The following is a 19,513-nucleotide window of genomic DNA, read 5'->3' as shown; positions in this document are numbered from 1 at the left end:
TTTTGTTTGCAAAACAGGTAAGCACAACATTTTTGCTGTGCAAAAGAAAAGCGGGCAGGCTCACATTGAGCCTGCCCGCTTGTTACGTTGCAAGGAACTACTTCGGCAGCGGAGCCGTTCCCGTCACTGTAAACCCAGCCTCGGACTTTGCTTCCGTCTCCTCCGGCTGAGCCCCGCCAACGGACAGCCGATACTTACCAGCCAGAATCGAGCGGTTGCCCTGCTCGTCCACGCTGGAAATCGATCGCGGATCGATCTTCAGCGTAACTTCGCGGCTGATTCCCGGCTGCAGCGTCACGCGCTCAAAGCCCACCAGCGAGTGATGCGGGCCACCCTCCTGCGGGGTCTTCACATACGCCTCGACAACCTCGTCGCCAGCCACTGCGCCTGCATTTGTCACCAGCACCGTAGCCATTAGCGGCTCACCGGCCTTCACTGTCTCCGCTGAAAGCTTTACCGGCCCGTACTTGAACTTCGTATAGCTCAACCCGTAGCCAAAGCCCCACAACGGCTTGCCGGTAAAGTAGCGATAGGTGCGGTCCTTCATACTGTAATCGGCAAACGCAGGCAACTCGTCCACGCCCGTGTAAAAGGTCACCGGCAACCTGCCCGCTGGATTGTTCAACCCAGCCAGCGTACGTCCAATGGCCATGCCGCCTTCCACGCCCGGATACCACGCTTCGAGAATCGCGTTCGCATGCTGATTGGCCCAGTTGAGCGAAACAGCAGAGCCCGACTGCAGCACCACGACCAGCGGCTTGCCGGTTGCGGACAGGGCTTCCAGCAGCTTCTCCTGCGCAGCCGGCAGGTCGATCTTTGTGCGGTCGCCGCCTGCAAAGCCGTCAATCTTGATCGGCATTTCCTCGCCCTCAAGCTGCGGTGAGAGCCCCACAAACGCCACCACCACGTCCGTCTGCTTCGCCGTATCCACAGCCTGATTCAGCAGGGCATCCGCCGGAGCTTGCCACTTGAGCGTGACTCCGCCGCCAGACTGATCTGCCGAGTGCGAGTACTCAAGCCGGAACTCATGCGGCTGGCTATCCGCAAAGTCCACTTCAACCTTTGCCGGCGGCGCAAAAGCCTCCACCGGAGGAGCCGTGGGAGAAGCCCCCGGAGCTGCCTTGAAGCTGCCCATCGCCGACAAATCATGTCCCGTACGCAGGCTGCCTTCCTTCACAACCTTTCCGTCCAGCACAAAGCGGTAGCTCTCAGCCGGAGAATACGGGAAACTATCCGCGGCCTCCACCGTAAATACATAATGCCCAGCCGCCGGAACCCGTAGTGTTCCGCTCCAGCGTACGGAGTAGTTTGCCGTCTCGACTTCCGGCACCGGCTTCGCATTTTCCCAGTCAGCCTGGATTGTCGAAGTCTTCGCGGTCGCAACAGGGCGCCCGGTCCAGTCCGAAGTAGCAAAATACTCAGCTTTCAGAGCACCGGGCCCGCCAAAGGCTGTCTGTGGCACGGGAACCCCGACACCATCAGCCAGCGTAGAGCCCTGCGCATACAAAACCGGCGTGGACATGAACTGCTTCGCGACACCTTCCAGAGGCGTCACCGGGTTCACCGGCGTACCAACATAGTTGCCAAGGATCGAAGTCAATTGATCTGCCGTCGGCCCGATGACTGCAATCTTCGCGGGCTTTTTCAGCGGCAGCACGCCATCATTCTTGAGCAGCACAATGCTCTCTTCGGCAGCCTTCAGCGCTTTAGCCCGGTTTACCTCGCCGCCTACAACGGAGAAGGGAATCTTGTCGCCCGGATTCGATCCTTGCGGATCAAACAAGCCAAGCTCAAAGCGTGCCGTGTAGAGCCGTTCCGCCGCCTGTGTTACAAGGTCTTCACTCACCAGTCCCTGCTGTACGGCCTTGGCCAGCGAGTTGAAACCCGGCGTCCAGATGCTACACGACAGATCCGTACCAGCCTTCAGCGACTCTGCGGAAGCATGCTCGATATCCGGCTGTTGCTTGTGTCCCTGGTGCACATCCACAATCGCGCCGCAGTCGGAGACAACAAAGCCCTTGAAGCCCCACGCATCGCGCAGATGCTCTTTGAGCAGCATCTGGTTTGTGCAGGCCGCAAACTTGTTAATCGAGTTATAGGCGCACATCACCGAGCCAACGTGGCCCTCGGTAACCGTTGCGCGAAAGGCCGGCAGGTAAGTGTCTTCGAGATCGTGCGCGCTTGGGTCCACATCCGCCGTGTGGCGTGTGGACTCCGGTCCCGAGTGCACCGCAAAGTGCTTGCTCGTCGCGATTGCCCGCGGATGCTCCGGATCTGGCCCCTGCACGCCGCCAATAAACGCAATGCCCAGCCGCCCGGTCAGATACGGGTCTTCGCCATAAGTCTCCTGCCCGCGCCCCCAGCGCGGATCGCGAAAGATGTTGATATTCGGCGACCAGAAGGTGAGCCCGTAAAAGATGCGGTGGTTCCCCTCACGCTGTGCCTGGTTGTATTTCGCGCGCGCTTCCTCGGAGATCACATTGCCCATCTCATGCACCATCTTTGTATCCCACGTGGCCGCCATGCCGATGGCCTGCGGGAAGACCGTCGCGTAGCCTGCGCGCGCCACGCCATGCAGAGACTCGTTCCACGTCTGGTAGTCAGGAATGCCAAGCCGAGGAATCGCCGTTGCCCAGTCCTCAAGCTGCTCGGCCTTCTCCTGCAGCGTCATGCGGCTTACCAGGTCATGCGCGCGCTCTTGCGCGGAAAGCTTGGTATCAAGATATTTCGGCTGCTCCTGCGCAAATGCGGTAAAAGATGATGCAACCAGCAGGGAAGCAGCAAATAGCAAACAACGACGTGCCATTGGGTCCTCCGGAAATCTATGCCATGTTGATTCGGCAACCGGAAGAAACTCTACCCGACCAGGGCTGCTTCTGACTAGCTTTATCGCTTTACTAGCAGAAAAACAGTTATCAGTTGCCAGTCCTCAGCGGCCAGCAAAAAAACAGAGGCGCGGCAGTCGCCGCGCCTCTTCTGACCATTGACCACTGATCCCCGACCACTAGTACTTCGACTTAATCGCGTAAGAGAAGCCCATCGTGAACTGGAACGAGTTGTTCTGCGTAGGAGGATACGCAACCGGAACATCGTTCAGGTAGCTATCCTGCGTACCCAGCGAGAAGCTCAGGTTCTTGTACGTAGGGAAGCTCACCAGGTTCGTCTCTGAGAAGCTCCACGCGTCTGTCTGGTTCCACGCCGGAATAAACGCAACGCCCTGCGTGAAGTTGAAGAACTTGTTGTGGAAGAGATACGAAGCCCCAAAGGTCGAGCTGATGAGGTTGTTCGTCGTGCCCGGAATCGCCGGCGTGGTGTCCGTAGCCGGAGTGCCGCCGAACGACTGCTTCTCATACTGCGCGGTGCCCTTCACATCCAGTTGCTGAACGGGCCGCTTGAAGACCGTGTAGCCAAAGCCGCCGCCATAAATCTGCTGCAGATCCAGGTCCTGCGAGTAGTTATGATCAAAAGCTGTCAGAGCCAGCAGGTAGGCGCGGGAAGAAACATACCAATCCTGCTCCGCGTCCGCATGCATCACCGACGATTTCGTATACGATTCAGGCACAACCGTGTCAACAGCGCCACCCGTGCCGGGAATCGTGTACGCAGGCTGCGTAATCTTGCCATACGCCTCGTTGAAGTCAATCGCCGTGCGGTAGCGCGGCGCAAGCCACGGCACATCCGGAACCTGGCGAATCAGCCCCACGCCAGCGGTCACGTTATAGGAGTTCTGCGAGGCGCTCACAATCGACGCACCCGCGGTCGCCGCGCCATTCCAGCCCTGCATAAAGCTCGGATGATGATGCAGTAGCTTGTCCACCGTCGGCTGGTCCACAATGTAAGCCGTGTTCGCCACCGGAATCGCCGTGCCCGGAGCATTGGCTCCTGTCACAGTCAGCGCCTGGTTCGTTACGTCCACAGAGCCCGTGGGAACCTGCGAAGCCTTCTTCTTGCCCTGCAGTTCCACGCCTTTGGGAATAATCGCGAACTGCTGGCTTGAATGCAACTCCTTAACCTTGTCCCAACCCACAGTGACATCGCCCACCATATCGCTATGGAAGGTGACATTACCGCCAATCTCATTCACCAGTTTGCCGTGCAACGTATCGCCATTGGCCAGCACCAGCACATCGGGCGTGCCTTGTGCACTCAACATGCCCGCGGTCAGTCCTGCAGCCACTGCAAGATATGCCGCTGCGCGCAAAAATACTACCTTGTTTCCTGAAAACACATTCATCGGGGGAGCTTCAACCTCACTTTTCAGAATATGGAATTCCCAAGGAGCTAGTCCTAAGTGTCACTATCAATACAGAATTCCCCAATGGCTTAGATGCAGGTTTTCGCCTTCGAGTAAACCTCATATGAATAAGAGATATGTTTTCGAGCTTGGTTCAAGGGATAAGCTGGGATGCAGTTCCACAAACTTCGAGTGCCCCAGGTCCTTGCAGTTGGGGACTTGGATATATACATCCCTTTATAGCTTTTGCTTTTTATCTAAAACCCTGTACCCCACACCCTGTACGCTGAACCCTGTACTATGGTTGCGTTACCAATATCGATGTGACAGGCCACACCAAAAAACATGAAGCTAAATTTCAACCTGGCCAAGGCCACGCTCACCGGCGCACTCGGCGGCCTTCTTTTTGGGTTTGACACGGTAGTTATCTCCGGCGCAATCGACGCGCTCGTCCATCTCTATAACCTCAGCCCCAGCGGCAAAGGCTGGACCGTCGCCATCGCGCTCATCGGCACGGTCATCGGCTCGCTCGCCGCCGGCAATCTCGGCCAGCGCTTCGGTGGCCGTGAGACGCTGCGCATCACCGCCGTCCTTTACATCATTTCCGCCATCGGCAGCGCCCTCGCATGGGACTGGAACTCGCTCATGGTCTTCCGCTTCATCGGCGGCGTAGGCATCGGAGCATCCAGCGTCCTCGGTCCCGTCTATATTGCAGAGTTGGCCCCCGCCAAGTGGCGCGGCCGCCTCGTCGGAGCCTTCCAGTTCAACGTAGTCCTCGGCATCCTGCTCGCCTACATGTCGAACTACTTCATCCGCACGCTCTTGCTCGGTGCCAATGAGTGGCGCTGGCAGGTAGGCGTCGCCGCCATCCCGGCCGTCGGTTTCCTCATTCTTCTCTTCGGAATCCCACGCAGCCCGCGCTGGTCCGTCTCGCAGAACCGTATCGACGAAGCCCTCGCCATCCTCAAGCAGATGGGCGACCCCAACCCCGAAGCCGAACTGGCAGATATCCGCGCCGCGCTCCAGCAGGAAAAAGCCACTGCCAACGAGCCTGTCTTCCGCTGGAAGTACCGCTACCCGCTCTTCCTCGCCATCACCATCGGCCTCTTCAACCAGCTTTCCGGAATCAACTCCATCCTCTATTACCTGCCCAGCATCTTTCTCTCTGCCGGCTTCACGCAACTCTCCGGAGACAAGCAGGCCATCGCCATCGGCTTCACCAATCTCATCTTCACCATCGTCGGCATGAGCGTCATCGACAAGCTGGGCCGCAAAACGCTGCTGCTTATCGGCGCTGTCGGCACTGCCATCTGCCTCGGCGCAGTCTCCTGGCTCCTGCACGCCAACACAAGCCACGGCCTGCTCGTCTGGTTCTTCGTCATCTATATCGCCTTCTTCGCGCTCTCGCAGGGCGCGGTCATCTGGGTCTATATCGGCGAAGTCTTCCCCAACGCAGTCCGCAGCAAGGGGCAGGGAATTGGCAACTCCGCCCACTGGATTATGAACACCATCCTGCAGCTTGTCTTCCCCATCATCGTGGCCAACGTGAGCCCCAGCGCTCCGTTCACCTTCTTTGCCGGAATGACCGCCCTGCAGTTCCTCGTCGTGCTCTTTACCTATCCGGAAACTCGCGGCCACTCGCTGGAAGACCTGCAGCGCAAACTCCTTCCGTCCAAGTAATCAACAACATCCGGGACACCCTCTCGCGCGCCAGCGCAACAAATCGCCTCTCCGAGGGTTCAGGCAGATAACAATCCGGTAAAAAGACTCCATTTCGGTCTCGTAAATAACAGAAAGTTTTCTTTCCTTCTTTATCAACTAGGGCTATGCTGGTAGCAAACAAAGAGCTCACAAGCGGGAATCCTCAACTCCACACGTTTCGGGATCGCGACTTGTTTCCATGCGTAAGGCTGACTGGTTAAGACACCGGTGCTTACCTGCGGAGGTATTTTTCCGCTCCTGTGTCTTCGACAAAAAACACTTGGGCCACGCACGCGTACGGAACTTTTGGAGGCAGTGTAAGACGGATGAAGGCTATTTCTACAGCAGTGCAAACCGGCTCTGTGCAGCCTGCGTTCCCATCCCTGACCGCCCGCCTGAAGGCACTGGCCACCCCGGACTCTTTCACACGCTTTGCCTGCGTGCTTGGCCTGTACCTTGTTGCCTCGTGGGGCGGAAACGCGCTCACCCGCATGCCGGCAGTCTCTGACATCGTCTGGCCCGCAAACGGACTCCTGATAGCCCTGCTGCTTCCCATCGCGCGCCGCTACTGGAGCAGCTACATCGCCGCCAGCATCGTCCTCAACACATTCGTCCACCTCGGCTTTGGTTTTTCCATCCAGCGTTCGCTGCTTTACTCCGTCGGCAACACCGTCGAAGTCCTGGTGGCCATCCTGCTGCTTTCGGAAAAAGACGGTGCCCGGCCAGACCTCACAAAGCCCAGCACTCTCATCCGGTTTATCGGCTTCGGCATACTCCTCGCGCCCGTCACCTCAACCGGCTTTCTGGAAATCGTCCTCGGCCTCTGGGCCTACCCAAGCCACCCGCAGATGATTTCAAGCTGGATGGCCAGCGACATCATGGGAATTGCGGTCATCACGCCGCTCTTTCTCCTCATGGAGCGCAGAGCATTGCTCCGCCTCTTCTCACCTGCAAAGCGCCTTGAGACCGCCGCGGTCCTCTTCGGAGTAGCCGTCATCTCCGTCGCCGTCTTCACGTTGAATGGCCTGCCTCTCGACTTTCTCGTCATCCCGGTTCTGCTCATCGCTATCTTCCGCCTGCGAGCCACCGGCGGCGCAATCGCCATTCTGCTCATTGCCGCGCCCGCTGTCTACATGACCGAGCGTGGCCGCGGAGTCTTCTCCAACGTCGCGGGATTCACCGACCATCACAACGGCTACCTCGTCCTGCAGCTCTTCCTCTGCGTCAACGTCGTCATCCTTTACGCCGTGAACGCGACTCTCAGCTCCCGCGACCGTCTCCACGCCGAGATGACCGACGCCTATCTCCACGCCGATTCCATGGCTGCCATGGACTACGGCACCGGCCTTGCCAACCGCCTCAGCTTTGACCGCCAGCTCGTCCGTGAATGGCAAAGCGCCCTCCGCGAGCAGGGAATTATCTCGCTTCTCATCGTGGACGTGGACCATTTCAAGCTCTACAACGACCACTACGGCCACCTTGCCGGAGACGATTGCCTCCGCCGCGTCGCCCAAATCCTCTCCAGTGCAGCCCGCCGTTCCACAGACCTGGTAGCCCGCTTCGGCGGCGAGGAGTTCGCCCTGCTTCTTCCCGGCGCCCCGCCGAGCGGAGCCATGACCATGGCCGAGCGCATCCGCCAGGCAATCCTCGACGCCCAGATTCCGCACCTGCCCTACACCCCCGGCATCGTAACGGTCAGCATCGGCGTAGCCACCCTGAGGCCCTGCCTCGACCTAGCCAAGTGTGACCTGGTCAAGAGCGCCGACCGCGCCCTCTACGAAGCCAAGCGCCTCGGCCGCAACCGCATCTCCGTCTGGGACAGCAGCCAAAAGGACTTCCCATCCCACAAAGACCTGCACGCCGCAGGAGCAAGGGAATAGGGACAAGCTGGGATACAGTTCCACAAACATCGGGTGCCCCCGGTCCCTAGCATTTAGGGACCGGGAACATAGATTTCCCAGCCTCCGTCCAAGCTCCCCCACAAAATCATCGGGTGTCATCCTGAGCGAAGCGCATTGGTGTAGGCGGAGCGAAGGATCTGCGGTTGCTTTTATATAGTTTTTGCTTTTTACAGCTTCCCCGCTTTTTATAGCCTTCAGCCGTTTATCTAAAACCCTGTGCCCCGCACCCTGTCCCCTGAACCCTGCCTTTATCCCATTGACTCCAAATTAAAATTCGCGTATTCTGGAGTCCTTGTGCGGTGTTGCGCCCGAGGTCTGCCTGGACTCCGTTCCGACAGGCAATTACTCAGGCCGCCTTCTGGTAGCGTCCGGCTCGTGAAAAGCGGATAACCCCCAGAGTCAGGAGCCCTCAAGAGGGCAAGCTCCGCAGCCTCACCCCAACAGCGATGTTCGGCAGTGGGTGGAATTACGTCCCATGTTCTTGCGGCATGGGGAAACGCGCTTTGCGCGATAGGTTTTTGCGGCCGGAATTCAATTCGGTCAGAAGTTGTTTTGAGGGAAGAAGAGAAATGTCCACCTTTGTTCCAAGCGGCAAGAATATTGACCGCAAGTGGTATGTGATCGATGCCGAAGGCCAGACTCTTGGCCGCCTGGCGACCAAGGCTGCCAGCGTGCTTGCAGGCAAGCTGAACCCGCAGTATGTGCCCTACATCGATATGGGCGATCACGTCATCGTGATTAACGCCGAGAAGGTTCGCCTGACCGGCCTCAAGACCCAGACCAAGGTTTACCGCCGTTACACCGGCTTCCCCGGTGGCCTGCGCGAGGAGTCGTTCACCCGCCTCCTCGCCCGCAAGCCGGAGTTGATTCTGGAAGAAGCCATCAAGGGCATGCTCCCGAAGAGCAAGCTCGGTCGCGCCATGGGCTCCAAGCTCAAGGTCTACCGCGGCGACAAGCACCCCCACCAGGCGCAGGGCCCCGTTGCTCTGCCGGTGGCATAACTAAGTTGATAGCCGTCCTGCGGAAGGGCGGCAGAGAGAAAAGAGAGAGAATGGCAGATCTGGTTCAGTATTACGGTACGGGCCGCCGCAAGTCGGCGATCGCTCGCGTCTTCCTGCGCCCCGGAACGGGCGAGTGGAAGGTCAACGGCAAGGCGTTTGACGAATACTTCGTCACCGAGCAGCAGCGCGCCTCCGCCAAGCGCAGCCTCAATGTGGTTGAGCTGGCGTCGAGCTTTGACGTTGTCGTCACCGTTTCCAGCGGTGGTGTGGCCTCGCAGGCCGACGCGGTGAAGATGGGCTCAGCCCGCGCCCTCGTCGAGTTCAACGCCGATCTGCGCAAGCCTCTCAAGGCCGAAGGCCTCCTGACCCGCGACGCGCGCGTCAAGGAGCGCAAGAAGTACGGTCAGAAGGGCGCCCGCAAGCGGTTCCAGTTCAGCAAGCGCTAAACTGGCAGCTATTAGCTTCTAGCTTTTAGCTCCTCCAGCCTGAACGAAGCGCTCAGGATTTCAGCAAACGCTGGTTCTAGCGCGAACAGGCTAAGAGCTAAAAGCTAGTAGCTGGTATTCAAATCCCTGCTACGGCAGGCTTAATCCGGTCCCGGCACCAACCGCCGGATGCAACGCAAGAAGGAGCCGAATGGCAACGATCACTATGAAGGAGCTGCTCGAAGCAGGCGTACACTTCGGGCATCAGACCAAGCGCTGGAACCCCAAGATGAAGGAATACATCTTCGGAGAGCGCAACGGCATTTACATCATCGACCTGCAGAAGACCCTCAAGCTCTTCAAGGACGCATCCAAGTTCGTTACCGACCTGACTGCCAGCGGCAAGACGATTCTCTTCGTCGGCACCAAGCGCCAGGCTCAGGATGCCATTGCAGAAGAAGCCACCCGCGCTTCGCAGCCGTACATCAACCAGCGTTGGCTGGGCGGCCTCCTCACCAACTGGGTGACGGTGCAGAAGTCGGTCAAGCGCCTTCAGGAAATCGACGACATGGCTTCCGATGGCCGTTATGACCTCCTCACCAAGAAGGAAGTCATCCGCCTCGAGCGCGAGCGCAAGCACCTTCAGGCCAACCTCGCCGGCATCAAGAACATGAAGCGCCTCCCGGACGCGCTCTTCATCGTGGACTCGAACAACGAAGCCATCGCCGTCAAGGAAGCCCGCAAGCTCGGCATCCCCGTCGTCGCCGTTGTCGATACCAATTGCGACCCGACCGTCGTTGATTACGTGATCCCCGGCAACGATGACGCCCTGCGCGCCATCCGCCTCTTCACCTCGAAGATTGCCGACTCAGCCGCCGAAGGCGTCAACCTCGTTGGCGACAAGGCATTCGCCGTGGAAGAGCCCGTAGCAGTCGAAGGCGAAGCCCCGGCTGAAACCTCCACGATTGACGACATCGACTTCGATGCGGCTCTCGGCGCGGGCGTCCGCAAGGCCCCGGCAGCGGTTCAGGCCATTATCGAAGATTCTGCTGAGGCAGCCGAAGCAGGCCTTTAATCATCCTCGGCGCTTTCATGGCGCATACTGGAGAGCGTGGCCGCAGATTTTCGAGCCACGCTTTTCTTATGTGCCCGACAGGCGCAACTGGCTAGCTGGGGTTTGAATCCTTGGCAACAGTAGACGGAAAAATTGATGTAGGGCTTTAGCCCTTGAGCGCATCCCCAACGTAATTCAGGATTTAGAGACAGAAGGAAGCGAGATGAGCACTGTGAGTGAAAAGATTGATGCAAAGTTGGTAAAGGAACTCCGCGACAAGTCCGGCGCCCCCATGGGCGACTGCCTCAAGGCTCTCCAGGAGACCAAGGGCGATATCGAAGACGCATTCGTCGTTCTTCGCAAGCGTGGCATGGCTTCGGCTCAGAAGAAGGCCGCCCGCACCACCAATGAAGGCGCCATCGGCACCTATATCCACGCCGGCGGCAAAATCGGCGTGCTACTTGAGCTCAACTGCGAGAGCGATTTCGTCGCCCGCACCGAGGACTTCCAGGAACTCCTCAAGGACATCTCGCTCCACATCGCCGCCGCCGACCCGCGCTACGTCAAGTCCGACGACGTGACCGCCGAGGACATGGACCGCGAGAAGGAGATCTACCGCGCCCAGGCTGCCGCCACCGGCAAGCCCGCCCCGGTCGTCGAGAAGATCGTCGAAGGCAAGATGGCGAAGTTCTACGAAGAGGTCTGCCTCCTCGACCAGCCCTTCGTCAAGGACCAGGCCATCAGCATCAAGGAACTGATTGCGCAGAAGGTCGGCAAGCTAGGCGAAAACATCACCGTCCGCCGCTTTGCCCGTTTCAAGGTAGGCGCCCCCGACTGGACCGTCGCCCAGACCAAGGCCGTCGAAGGCGCAGCCGAGTAAGCGCGCTGCCCGCTCGATTCAAGGCCCGGAGTAGATACTCCGGGCCTTTTATTTTTCTCATTTATCAAGGGTTATCACCAGGAAAATGGAAGATTCTTCTTCATATCGTCATACCTTACTGATATCCCGTAGGATATGGCGTAGATGTAATTTGGAGGGCCTATACGTGGCAACGCCTATTCTGCATCGCGCAACCCAAAAGTTTAGAATCCTAATGAAACCCCGAGCTCATTGTCTTGAGCTTGCCAATTCTCTTGTTAAAGGCAAAACCGGCCTCGAAATCGGAGGACCAAGCACTGCTTTCCGCGAAAGACCCCTGCCCATTTATTGCTCGGTTGGTCAGTTGGACAATTGCGACTTTTCCGCGCAGACAGCATGGGCCGATCATGCGAACCAGTTCGTGTTCGACACGGAAAAACAGCCCGGCAAAAGTATCTTCTGCGATGGCTCCTACCTCACCGTGGTTCCCGATAATGCTTACGATTTCGTTCTCTCCTGCCACAACCTCGAACACTTCGCAAACCCTGTGAAAGCCCTCAAAGAGTGGCAGAGGGTAACAAAGCCTGGCGCGTCGCTCATTCTGGTGCTTCCGTATTACAAAGATACCTTTGACCATCACAGAACCCCCACGCCTGTTTCGCACATGCTTGAGGACTATGAAAAGGGAACAACGGAAGAGGATCTGACTCACCTCAACGAAATTCTCGAAAAGCATGATCTGAGTCGCGATCCTCGCGCCGGAGATTTTGAAAACTTTCGAAAGCGCTCGCTTGCAAATTTCGAAAACAGGTGCCTCCATCACCATGTCTTTGACACAGGAAACGTCCGCGAACTGCTGACGAGCCTCGGCATGAACGTTCTGGCGGTGGAAACTGCCCCGACGAATCACCTGCTCGCTTTAGCAAAAATGAACTAAACAGAACAAAGTACTGCCACCATTGGTATAGGTCCATGAAAGGCCCGGAGCATTTGCTTCGGGCCTTTCTTATTCCGGCTCCCTGCACTTATGCGATACTCATACGAGCATGTACAAACGGATCGTCCTCAAGCTTTCAGGAGAAGCTCTCGCCGGAGAGCGTGGCTTCGGCCTCAACGCGGAAAAAGTCGCGGAAACCACCGCCGAAATCGCCGAAATTCATGCGCTGGGCGTTGAGATTGGTATTGTCGTCGGCGGCGGCAACATCTTCCGCGGCGTGCAGGAGCATGCCAAGGGCATGGACCGCGTCAGTGCCGACAACATGGGCATGCTTTCCACGGTCATCAACGCCATTGCGCTGCAGGATGCAATTGAGCAGCAGGGCATCCAGTGCCGCGTCATGACGGCCGTGGCCATGAACCAGATTGCCGAGCCCTACATTCGCCGCCGCGCCGTGCGTCACCTTGAAAAAGGCCGCATCGTCATCTTTGCCGCTGGCATCGGCAACCCGTTCTTCTCCACGGACACTGCCGCCAGCCTTCGCGCCATGGAAATCAAGGCCGATGTGCTGCTCAAGGGCACCAAGGTGGACGGCGTCTACTCCGCAGACCCCGTCAAGGATTCCGCTGCCGTCAAGTACGACGAGATTACCTACATGGAAATCCTCGGACAGGGTCTCAAGATAATGGACCTCACAGCCGTCAGCCTCTGCAAGGACAACAACCTGCCCATGGTCATCTTCAACATGAACCAGCCCGGCAATATTAAGAGTGTCGTGATGGGCGAAAAAGTCGGTACGCTCGTCACCGCTTAAATCAGGGAGTAGGGAATAGGGAATAGGGAGTGCAAACCTTTTTTCCCACTGCCCGTACATCGTGCCATCCAGCTCTAACGTCCAACCGAAAGTGGAGATACGCAGGCAAGAGATCCGCAGACCGGACCGGCTCAATGCGCTGACAGGCCTGCGCGCCTTCGCAGCCGTCAACATCGTTCTCTTCCACTTCTCCAACCCGCAGTGGTTCGGAATCTTCGCTCCAATCGTCAACGCGGGCTACGCCTCGGTAAGCTTCTTCATCCTGCTCTCCGGCTACGTGCTGGCCTACAACTACGCTCCCCGCGCCCGCGCCGGCAAACTCGATTTTCCCCGCTTCTGGAAGGCCCGCTTCACGCGCCTCTACCCGATTTACCTCCTCAGCCTGCTCCTAGCCGTCGGCAATATCCCCGGCGAGTACGGCGCGCACACCCACCCGCTCTTCTGGCTCGGCATGGTGCTCTCGCCCCTGCTCCTGCAAGGCTGGGTGCCGGAAATCGCAACCTTCCTCAACACCCCCGCGTGGACCATGTCCGCCGAATCCTTCTACTACTTCCTCTTCCCCTGGCTTGCCAAGTGGAAGCGCCCCGACACCATTCCGCCCATCGTCCGCCGCCTCTTCCTCATCTGGATCTGCGGCCTTATCCCCGGCACGCTCTACTGGCTCCTTAACCCTGACCACCTCGCCGTCACCGACCGCTGGAGCTCCGCCCCGTGGCTCTCTGCGCTCAAGTTCACGCCCATCCCGCACCTCGCCAGCTTCATCTTTGGCGTCGCGCTCTCTGGACTCGACGAGCTAATTCCCCGCGAATCCCGCAAGCGCCTGATCTTCGGCCTCGCCGGATTCATCATTCTCTTCTTCCTCCTCTGGCTAGGCCCGGACATCCCCTACGCCGTCATCCACGACGGCCTCCTCATGCCGCTCTTCGCCTGCATGATCCTCGGACTCTCCGGCCAAAACTGGCTCGCAAAAATCCTCGGCTGGCGTCCGCTTGTCTTCATCGGCGAGTCGAGTTACTGCCTCTACCTCCTCCACTTCAACTTCTGGAACCTCATCCACGACAACCACATTCTCGATAAGCTGGGCCTTGCCCGCTTCGACCCGTGGATCAGCTACGTCATCCTCGTCGCGCTCGGCCTCATCGCCCTTCACTTCGTCGAAAAGCCCGCCCAAAAGCTGCTCCGCAAGTGGATGCACGCTGAAACCCGCAGCACCGACGTCAAAGAGCAGGGAACCGAGCCTGTTTCGTAACCGCCGCCCCGGTAATTTACGCAGAAAATATATCCCGCCCGCCATGCCTTGCGGTATGCTTTCAGTGCTTTTTCGCACAGATAAAACGAGACGCGAAAATACTTAAGTATCCACTTAATTATTTAGCAGAAGCTCTAAGCACGCACGGAGTAGCCGCACACAATGGCAAGCAGTCGCACCAGCCCCAAAAACAACCCCAGGGTCAACATAGACCGCCTCTTCGCCGCGCTAGGCGACCACACCCGCCGCGAGCTGCTAAGCAAGCTGGCGCATCAGCCCCGCACTATCACCCAGCTCGCCGAAGCCCTCAGCATTACCACCGCAGCCGTACTGCAGCACGTCGCATGGCTCGAAGAGGTCTCGCTCCTCATATCAGAAAAAGTAGGCCGCTCCCGCACATGCAACATCAACCCCGCCGGCTTCAGCGCATTCGAGAGCTGGATACAAAGCCGCCGCGCTCTATGGGAGACGCGCATCCACCGCCCGGCAATGCCCCTCGCCACTCCCAAAAAATCCAAGCCAGCTACAAAGAAACCAGCAAAGAAAAGCCGCTGAAAAGCAGGAAACAGCATCGGATGCAATTCCACAATCAGGTGCCCCATTCATGCGCAGTTTCATCGCGCACGGGTGGGATATCTATAGCTCTTGCTTCCGCTCCTTATAGCTTTTGTCCTTTATCTAAAACCCTGTACCCACACCCGCACCCTGTCCCCTTGCTTTATCCTTTCCCCATGCGGGTTTTCGGAATCGACTGCGGCACGGAAATCACAGGTTTCGGTGTTGTAGAAACGGCGGACACAAGCCGCCAGCCACGTCTCTCTTGCCTCACGATGGGCGGCATCCGCCTACCCAAAAACAAAACTCTCCCGCAGCGTCTCGCGCAGGTCTACGCCGAGCTCACCGAGCAGCTCCACCGCTGGCAACCCGACGTAGTCGCCGTAGAAGAAGTCTTCTACTCCGTCAACGCAAAGTCAGCTCTCAAACTAGGCCAGGTCCGCGGCGTAGCGCTCCTTGCCGCCGCCACCGCCGGTCTCCCACTCGCAGAGTACGCCCCGCTCAAAATCAAATCCAGCGTCGTCGGCTACGGCCTCGCCAAAAAGGAGCAGGTGCAGTTCATGGTCGCGCGCCTTCTCTCGCTCGCCGAACTCCCCGAGCCCGCCGACGCTGCCGATGCACTCGCCATCGCCATCTGCCACATCCACACGGCCCAAACACTCGACGCGCAAAGCGCTGTTCCAATACCAGGCAGGTCCGTCCGATGAAGCCTCTCGTCCTAGCCGTCTTTCTCCTCGTCGCTGCGCTCCATAGCCAGCCCACCCTGGATACCGCCAAAACCGTCCGCATAGACTTCACCAATGCCGGCCTCGTCCCCGCCGCATGGACACTCGAGATGCACCCTGACGGCACCGGCCACTTCCGCTCTCAGCGCGGCAACGCCCCCCGCTCAGCCGGAACGCCCATTGAAGCCCCCGACCAGGACCGCGACATCCAGGTCAGCCCCTCCTTTGCCGCCAACGTCTTTGCCGTAGCCGCCTCTCAGAACTTCTTCCAGCGCCCCTGCGAAAGCAAAGACAAAGTAGCGTTTCAAGGAATCAAGCACCTCTCCTATACCGGCCCCGACGGCCACGGTGAATGCAGCTTCAACTACTCCCGCGACCGCCAAATCCAGCAACTCGGCGACCAGCTAACCTCCCTCGCCGCCACCATTCTCGAAGGCGCCCGCATCGAACGCCTCCGCCAGCACGACCGCCTCGGCCTCGACCATGAGATGGAAACCCTGCAGGATATGCTGGGCGACGGCCGCGCCATAGAAGTCTCCGTAATCCGCCCCACCCTCCAGACTCTGGCCGATGACGAATCCCTGATGGAGCGAGTCCGCCGTCGCGCCCGTGAGCTGCTGGCAAAACAGGGAAGCAACTAGGGAACAGGGAGTAGGGAGCAGAAAACTAAACTTCGTTCTCCCAAAGAGGTGTCATCCTGAACGAAGCCGTTTTTCAGGCGGAGGGAAGGATCTGCGGTTGCCCCTTATAGCTTTTGCTTTTTATAGTCTTTCCGCCTTTTATAGTCCCAGTCTTTTATCTAAAACCTGTACCCTACACCCCGTATCCTGTCCCCTGCATTACCATAAACGCGACTCATCGCAAGCAACCGTGTTTGCATCCAACAGGTAAGCAGCGCAGCAGGCAAGCGCTGGGGGGTAAAACAATGAAGCATTGGATCAAGACTGGCTCTGTCGCCGTCGCTACACTTGCTCTCTCTCTTGCGGCATTCGCACAGCAGCCACCGTCGCAAGCGGTCCGGCTCAGTTATGTGGAGGGCCAGGTCCGCATCACCGACGCATCCAGCCAGGTCATCACCGACCAGGCCGTCGCCAATACGCCGCTTTTTTCCGGCTACATTCTCCAAACCGGCGACGACGGACGCGCCGAAGTCCAATTCGATGACGGCACCGTAGGACGCATCCCGCCCGACTCCGCTCTCGCGCTCACCGCGCTCAACGGCAGCCAAAATGATCTCACCCTCAACGGCGGCATGGCCTACTTCGACCTCCGCGCCGCCGAGCGCATCCTCGTCGGTGGCGGCACGGTCGTCACCTCTGCAGGCGGAGCCACCCTCCGCATTAAGCTCGACCAAGCCCCCGGAGAAGTTGCCGTCTTCAACGGCGGCGTCCACGTAGCCGGCCCCGGAACCAACGCCGACCTCCACGGCGGCGAAAGCGTCAAACTCGGCGGCCCGTTGCAGGTTGCTGAAAGCATCGAGCCCGATTCATGGGACGCATGGAACTCCGACCGCGACCAGGCCATCAGCACAGCGTCAGCCACAGCCACACCTGCCACGCAGGGCCTGCCCGACGCCAACAACCCCGCTTGGGGAGACCTCAACCAGAACGGCAACTGGTACAACGTTCCCGACCAGGGCTACGTCTGGTCGCCTTATGACGCGTCCGACTCAAGCTGGGACCCCTACGGCAACGGCTACTGGATGGACACGCCCGACTACGGCTACACCTGGGTCTCCGGCTATAGCTGGGGCTACCTGCCATTCCAGTGCGGCATGTGGAACTGGTACAACAGCTTCGGTTGGGGCTGGGCTCCCGGAGCCTGCACGCCCTGGTGGCGCGGCGGCGGTGGCTGGGGCATCAACGTAGGCATTCGCCCCGGCGGCTGGCGTCCCCCGAACCGTCCTAACCGCCCGCATTTTGGTGGTGGTGGTGGATTCCCGCACGCCTACCCCGGCGGTCGCTCCTTCCGTCCATCCCCCGTCGTACCTGTCCGCCGTCAGGGACCGTCGCAGAACACGCTTTTGCCGCTCCGTGACCGCCACACGCCGGTCACCATCGGCAACTCGACTGTAATGCCGTTGCGCCGCAACAATCAGGAACGCATCAACCGCCCCGTCTACAACCATCAGCAGGGGCAAGTCCCGCAACGCTTCAATCCCGGCTCCACCAACTTCGGTGGTCGAGAAAACTTCGGCTCCACACCTGGCAATAACGGCAACTTCAACCGCCCCGGCAACCAGCAGCCCGGCAACGGGCAACAGCAGCGGCCCAACTTTAACAACCCGCAGCAGAACAACCCCAGCTCACACGCACGTCCTGCTCTCGGAGGCCCGCAGCAGTTCAACCCCGGCCAGCAGCAACGGCAGCCCGCGCCCCAGCAGTTCCATCCACAGGCTCCTGCTCAGCGCCCGTCAATGCCTGCTCCGCGGCCATCTGCCCCGGCCTCACACCCGTCAGCCCCTGCGCCGCACTTCTCAGCGCCGCACAGATAAGACCAACCAGTCTCCTAACCAAAAGGCCGCCCAACAATCGGGCGGCCTTTCTCTTTCTGTAAGCCTCCCTCATCCCCGTTCACAAAAAATCAGCGGTTGTCATTCTGAACGAAGCGCATTGGGGCCCCACGAAGTGGGGTAGGTGGAGTGAAGGATCTGCGGTTGCTTTTTGAGCGCGCCACCACATCCCTCCCGTGCCCCACCCTTGCGACTTCTTTCTGTCGCAAGAGTGGGATATTCATACTGCCAGTTCCCCACATCAAGCTCTCCAGCCGTCCTGTGGAAAAATCCTGTCAAGCCCCAAACCGAAAAATATCTCCTAACTTCTTGATTCCATTAAGCAAAATTCCTAGCCAAGTTTGCGCTCAATTAACCCCAAATATGCCAAACTAAAAATAAGCAGAAATAAAGCAAACAAACGGCCCGATTCCAATGGAATCGGGCCGTTCTGTTTTTCCGCTGACTCGCTAACTAGCTAGGCGCGCAGAGCGCCACTAACCCAAAAGAAAGGAGCTCCCCATGTACGCATTGGCAGGCACAACCGTCTGTAACCTGACACCTGAAACCTGTAACCTGCCTTCCCCACAGTTCCACAGTTCACAAATAAAGGTTCTGCACAGTCCCTGTGCAATCCCACGCAACCCCAACAAAACAAAAGAAATGGAAAAGCACCCCACTGTGCGCATCTCACACGCGCAAATCAACCTGTGCACTCAAAGCCGCCAGATCCTCAATCGTCAGAGCCTCCGCCCGCACCTGCGGAGCAATCCCCGCAGCAGCAAAGGCCGCCTGGATAACCTCAGCCTCCACCCCAGCCGCCCGCAGATTATTCGCCAGCGTCTTCCGCTTCTGTGCAAAGGCAACCTTGGCAAATTTGATAAAGCCGTCCTCGGAAACACCCAGCTCCTCAAACCGCGGCGCAAACCGCCAGCGAAAGACAGTGGAATGCACCTCTGGCGGCGGCGAGAACGCACCCGGCGGCAGCGTAAACAGCCGCTCCGCTGGCCCATACATCTGTACCGTCACGGAAAGCAGCCCATAATCCCGCGAACCCGGCTCCGCCGTCACGCGGTCAGCCACCTCGCGCTGCACCATCAGCACCGCCCGGTCCAGCACCGCATGGTTCTCAGCCAGCCTCAGCAATATCGGAGAAGTAATGTAGTACGGAAGATTCCCCGCAACCGGCAGCTTATGCCCTGCAGCCGCGGCAGCTTCTGCAAAATCAAACTGCAGCACATCCTGCTCAACAACAGTCAGCTTATCCGCCGGAAAGAACGCCTGCAGCCGCACCGCCAGCGAGTGATCCACCTCAATCGCCTTCACACGTGCCGCCCGGTCAATGAGCGCCCGCGTAATCACGCCTTCACCCGGCCCAATCTCCACAACGGTCCGTCCGGCAACATCGCCCAGCGCCGCCGCTATACGAGTAATCGCCGACTGGTCGCGCAAAAAATTCTGTCCGAGCTTGGATTTAGGAGGCATAGGGTCGCAAACAACTATCGTATCGGAACCGGCACATATCCCGCCCGGCGCCATCTGCAAGTATGCGACAATCAAGCATCAC

The 19,513-nt window shown here is 58.8% G+C and carries 16 protein-coding genes; 13 read left to right on the top strand and 3 right to left on the bottom strand.

Translation table 11 applies throughout. The annotated features are described in order from the left end of the window. Positions 1-97: 97 nt before the first annotated feature. Positions 98-2,806: a glycoside hydrolase family 3 C-terminal domain-containing protein gene (locus AC5S3R_RS09045; protein ID WP_494266696.1), complete on the bottom strand. Its 2,709-nt coding sequence runs from the start codon at positions 2,804-2,806 to the stop codon at positions 98-100. A 198-nt stretch (positions 2,807-3,004) separates the two neighbouring features. Beyond that, positions 3,005-4,201, bottom strand: coding sequence for a DUF481 domain-containing protein (locus AC5S3R_RS09040; protein WP_494266695.1), 1,197 nt, complete (start codon positions 4,199-4,201; stop codon positions 3,005-3,007). Positions 4,202-4,579: 378 nt separating this feature from the next. On the opposite strand from AC5S3R_RS09040, the gene AC5S3R_RS09035 reads away from it, so the two are divergent. The 13 genes from AC5S3R_RS09035 (at position 4,580) to AC5S3R_RS08975 (ending at position 17,949) form a co-directional block, all read left to right on the top strand. Continuing rightward, a complete protein-coding gene (locus AC5S3R_RS09035; protein WP_494266694.1) occupies positions 4,580-5,914 on the top strand; it encodes a sugar porter family MFS transporter in 1,335 nt (444 codons plus the stop codon). Between the two features lie 347 nt (positions 5,915-6,261). After that, complete coding sequence (locus tag AC5S3R_RS09030) at positions 6,262-7,815, top strand: GGDEF domain-containing protein (protein WP_494266693.1); 1,554 nt, start codon at positions 6,262-6,264, stop codon at positions 7,813-7,815. 590 nt (positions 7,816-8,405) lie between these two features. Then, on the top strand, positions 8,406-8,837 hold the full coding sequence (gene rplM / locus AC5S3R_RS09025; RefSeq protein WP_494266692.1) for a 50S ribosomal protein L13: 432 nt from the start codon (positions 8,406-8,408) through the stop codon (positions 8,835-8,837). 50 nt (positions 8,838-8,887) lie between these two features. Further along, positions 8,888-9,283, top strand: coding sequence for a 30S ribosomal protein S9 (gene rpsI / locus AC5S3R_RS09020; RefSeq protein WP_494266691.1), 396 nt, complete (start codon positions 8,888-8,890; stop codon positions 9,281-9,283). Between the two features lie 190 nt (positions 9,284-9,473). Next, positions 9,474-10,337: a 30S ribosomal protein S2 gene (rpsB, locus tag AC5S3R_RS09015; RefSeq protein WP_494266690.1), complete on the top strand. Its 864-nt coding sequence runs from the start codon at positions 9,474-9,476 to the stop codon at positions 10,335-10,337. Positions 10,338-10,539: 202 nt separating this feature from the next. Continuing rightward, the gene (locus AC5S3R_RS09010; protein ID WP_494266689.1) at positions 10,540-11,196 is read left to right on the top strand and encodes a translation elongation factor Ts; all 657 of its coding nucleotides are present in this window, start codon (positions 10,540-10,542) and stop codon (positions 11,194-11,196) included. Positions 11,197-11,410: 214 nt separating this feature from the next. After that, complete coding sequence (locus AC5S3R_RS09005; protein WP_494266688.1) at positions 11,411-12,112, top strand: methyltransferase domain-containing protein; 702 nt, start codon at positions 11,411-11,413, stop codon at positions 12,110-12,112. Between the two features lie 109 nt (positions 12,113-12,221). Next, positions 12,222-12,926 (top strand): UMP kinase, encoded by a 705-nt coding sequence (pyrH, locus tag AC5S3R_RS09000; RefSeq protein ID WP_494266687.1) that lies wholly within the window; start codon positions 12,222-12,224, stop codon positions 12,924-12,926. 61 nt (positions 12,927-12,987) lie between these two features. Next, positions 12,988-14,175, top strand: a complete 1,188-nt coding sequence (locus AC5S3R_RS08995; protein ID WP_494266686.1) for an acyltransferase family protein — start codon at positions 12,988-12,990, stop codon at positions 14,173-14,175. A 162-nt stretch (positions 14,176-14,337) separates the two neighbouring features. Then, positions 14,338-14,730, top strand: a complete 393-nt coding sequence (locus AC5S3R_RS08990; protein WP_494266685.1) for an ArsR/SmtB family transcription factor — start codon at positions 14,338-14,340, stop codon at positions 14,728-14,730. Between the two features lie 176 nt (positions 14,731-14,906). Next, entirely contained in the window at positions 14,907-15,437 is a 531-nt protein-coding gene (gene ruvC, locus AC5S3R_RS08985; RefSeq protein ID WP_494266684.1) for a crossover junction endodeoxyribonuclease RuvC, read from the top strand. Then, positions 15,434-16,096 (top strand): hypothetical protein, encoded by a 663-nt coding sequence (locus AC5S3R_RS08980; protein WP_494266683.1) that lies wholly within the window; start codon positions 15,434-15,436, stop codon positions 16,094-16,096. The genes ruvC and AC5S3R_RS08980 overlap by 4 nt, the downstream gene beginning before the upstream one ends. Positions 16,097-16,380: 284 nt before the next feature. Next, positions 16,381-17,949, top strand: a complete 1,569-nt coding sequence (locus AC5S3R_RS08975) for a DUF6600 domain-containing protein (protein WP_494266682.1) — start codon at positions 16,381-16,383, stop codon at positions 17,947-17,949. Positions 17,950-18,636: 687 nt separating this feature from the next. Here AC5S3R_RS08975 and rsmA read toward each other — a convergent pair. Then, positions 18,637-19,431, bottom strand: coding sequence for a 16S rRNA (adenine(1518)-N(6)/adenine(1519)-N(6))-dimethyltransferase RsmA (gene rsmA / locus AC5S3R_RS08970; RefSeq protein WP_494266681.1), 795 nt, complete (start codon positions 19,429-19,431; stop codon positions 18,637-18,639). Between the last annotated feature and the right edge of the window lie 82 nt (positions 19,432-19,513).

It is taken from the genome of Occallatibacter sp. FHG110214_02, assembly GCF_059115385.1.
Note: the sequence above shows the minus strand (reverse complement) of the source record. Positions and strands in the feature narration are given on the sequence as shown.

Coding starts and splice junctions, on each gene's coding strand:
- AC5S3R_RS08975 (WP_494266682.1), top strand. CDS start 16,381: ATGAAGCATTGGATCAAGACTGGCTCTGTCGCCGTCGCTACACTTGCT.
- AC5S3R_RS09010 (WP_494266689.1), top strand. CDS start 10,540: ATGAGCACTGTGAGTGAAAAGATTGATGCAAAGTTGGTAAAGGAACTC.
- AC5S3R_RS08980 (WP_494266683.1), top strand. CDS start 15,434: ATGAAGCCTCTCGTCCTAGCCGTCTTTCTCCTCGTCGCTGCGCTCCAT.
- AC5S3R_RS08990 (WP_494266685.1), top strand. CDS start 14,338: ATGGCAAGCAGTCGCACCAGCCCCAAAAACAACCCCAGGGTCAACATA.
- AC5S3R_RS09045 (WP_494266696.1), bottom strand. CDS start 2,806: ATGGCACGTCGTTGTTTGCTATTTGCTGCTTCCCTGCTGGTTGCATCA.
- rsmA (WP_494266681.1), bottom strand. CDS start 19,431: ATGCCTCCTAAATCCAAGCTCGGACAGAATTTTTTGCGCGACCAGTCG.
- rpsI (WP_494266691.1), top strand. CDS start 8,888: ATGGCAGATCTGGTTCAGTATTACGGTACGGGCCGCCGCAAGTCGGCG.
- rpsB (WP_494266690.1), top strand. CDS start 9,474: ATGGCAACGATCACTATGAAGGAGCTGCTCGAAGCAGGCGTACACTTC.
- AC5S3R_RS09005 (WP_494266688.1), top strand. CDS start 11,411: ATGAAACCCCGAGCTCATTGTCTTGAGCTTGCCAATTCTCTTGTTAAA.
- AC5S3R_RS09035 (WP_494266694.1), top strand. CDS start 4,580: ATGAAGCTAAATTTCAACCTGGCCAAGGCCACGCTCACCGGCGCACTC.
- pyrH (WP_494266687.1), top strand. CDS start 12,222: ATGTACAAACGGATCGTCCTCAAGCTTTCAGGAGAAGCTCTCGCCGGA.
- AC5S3R_RS09030 (WP_494266693.1), top strand. CDS start 6,262: ATGAAGGCTATTTCTACAGCAGTGCAAACCGGCTCTGTGCAGCCTGCG.
- rplM (WP_494266692.1), top strand. CDS start 8,406: ATGTCCACCTTTGTTCCAAGCGGCAAGAATATTGACCGCAAGTGGTAT.
- ruvC (WP_494266684.1), top strand. CDS start 14,907: ATGCGGGTTTTCGGAATCGACTGCGGCACGGAAATCACAGGTTTCGGT.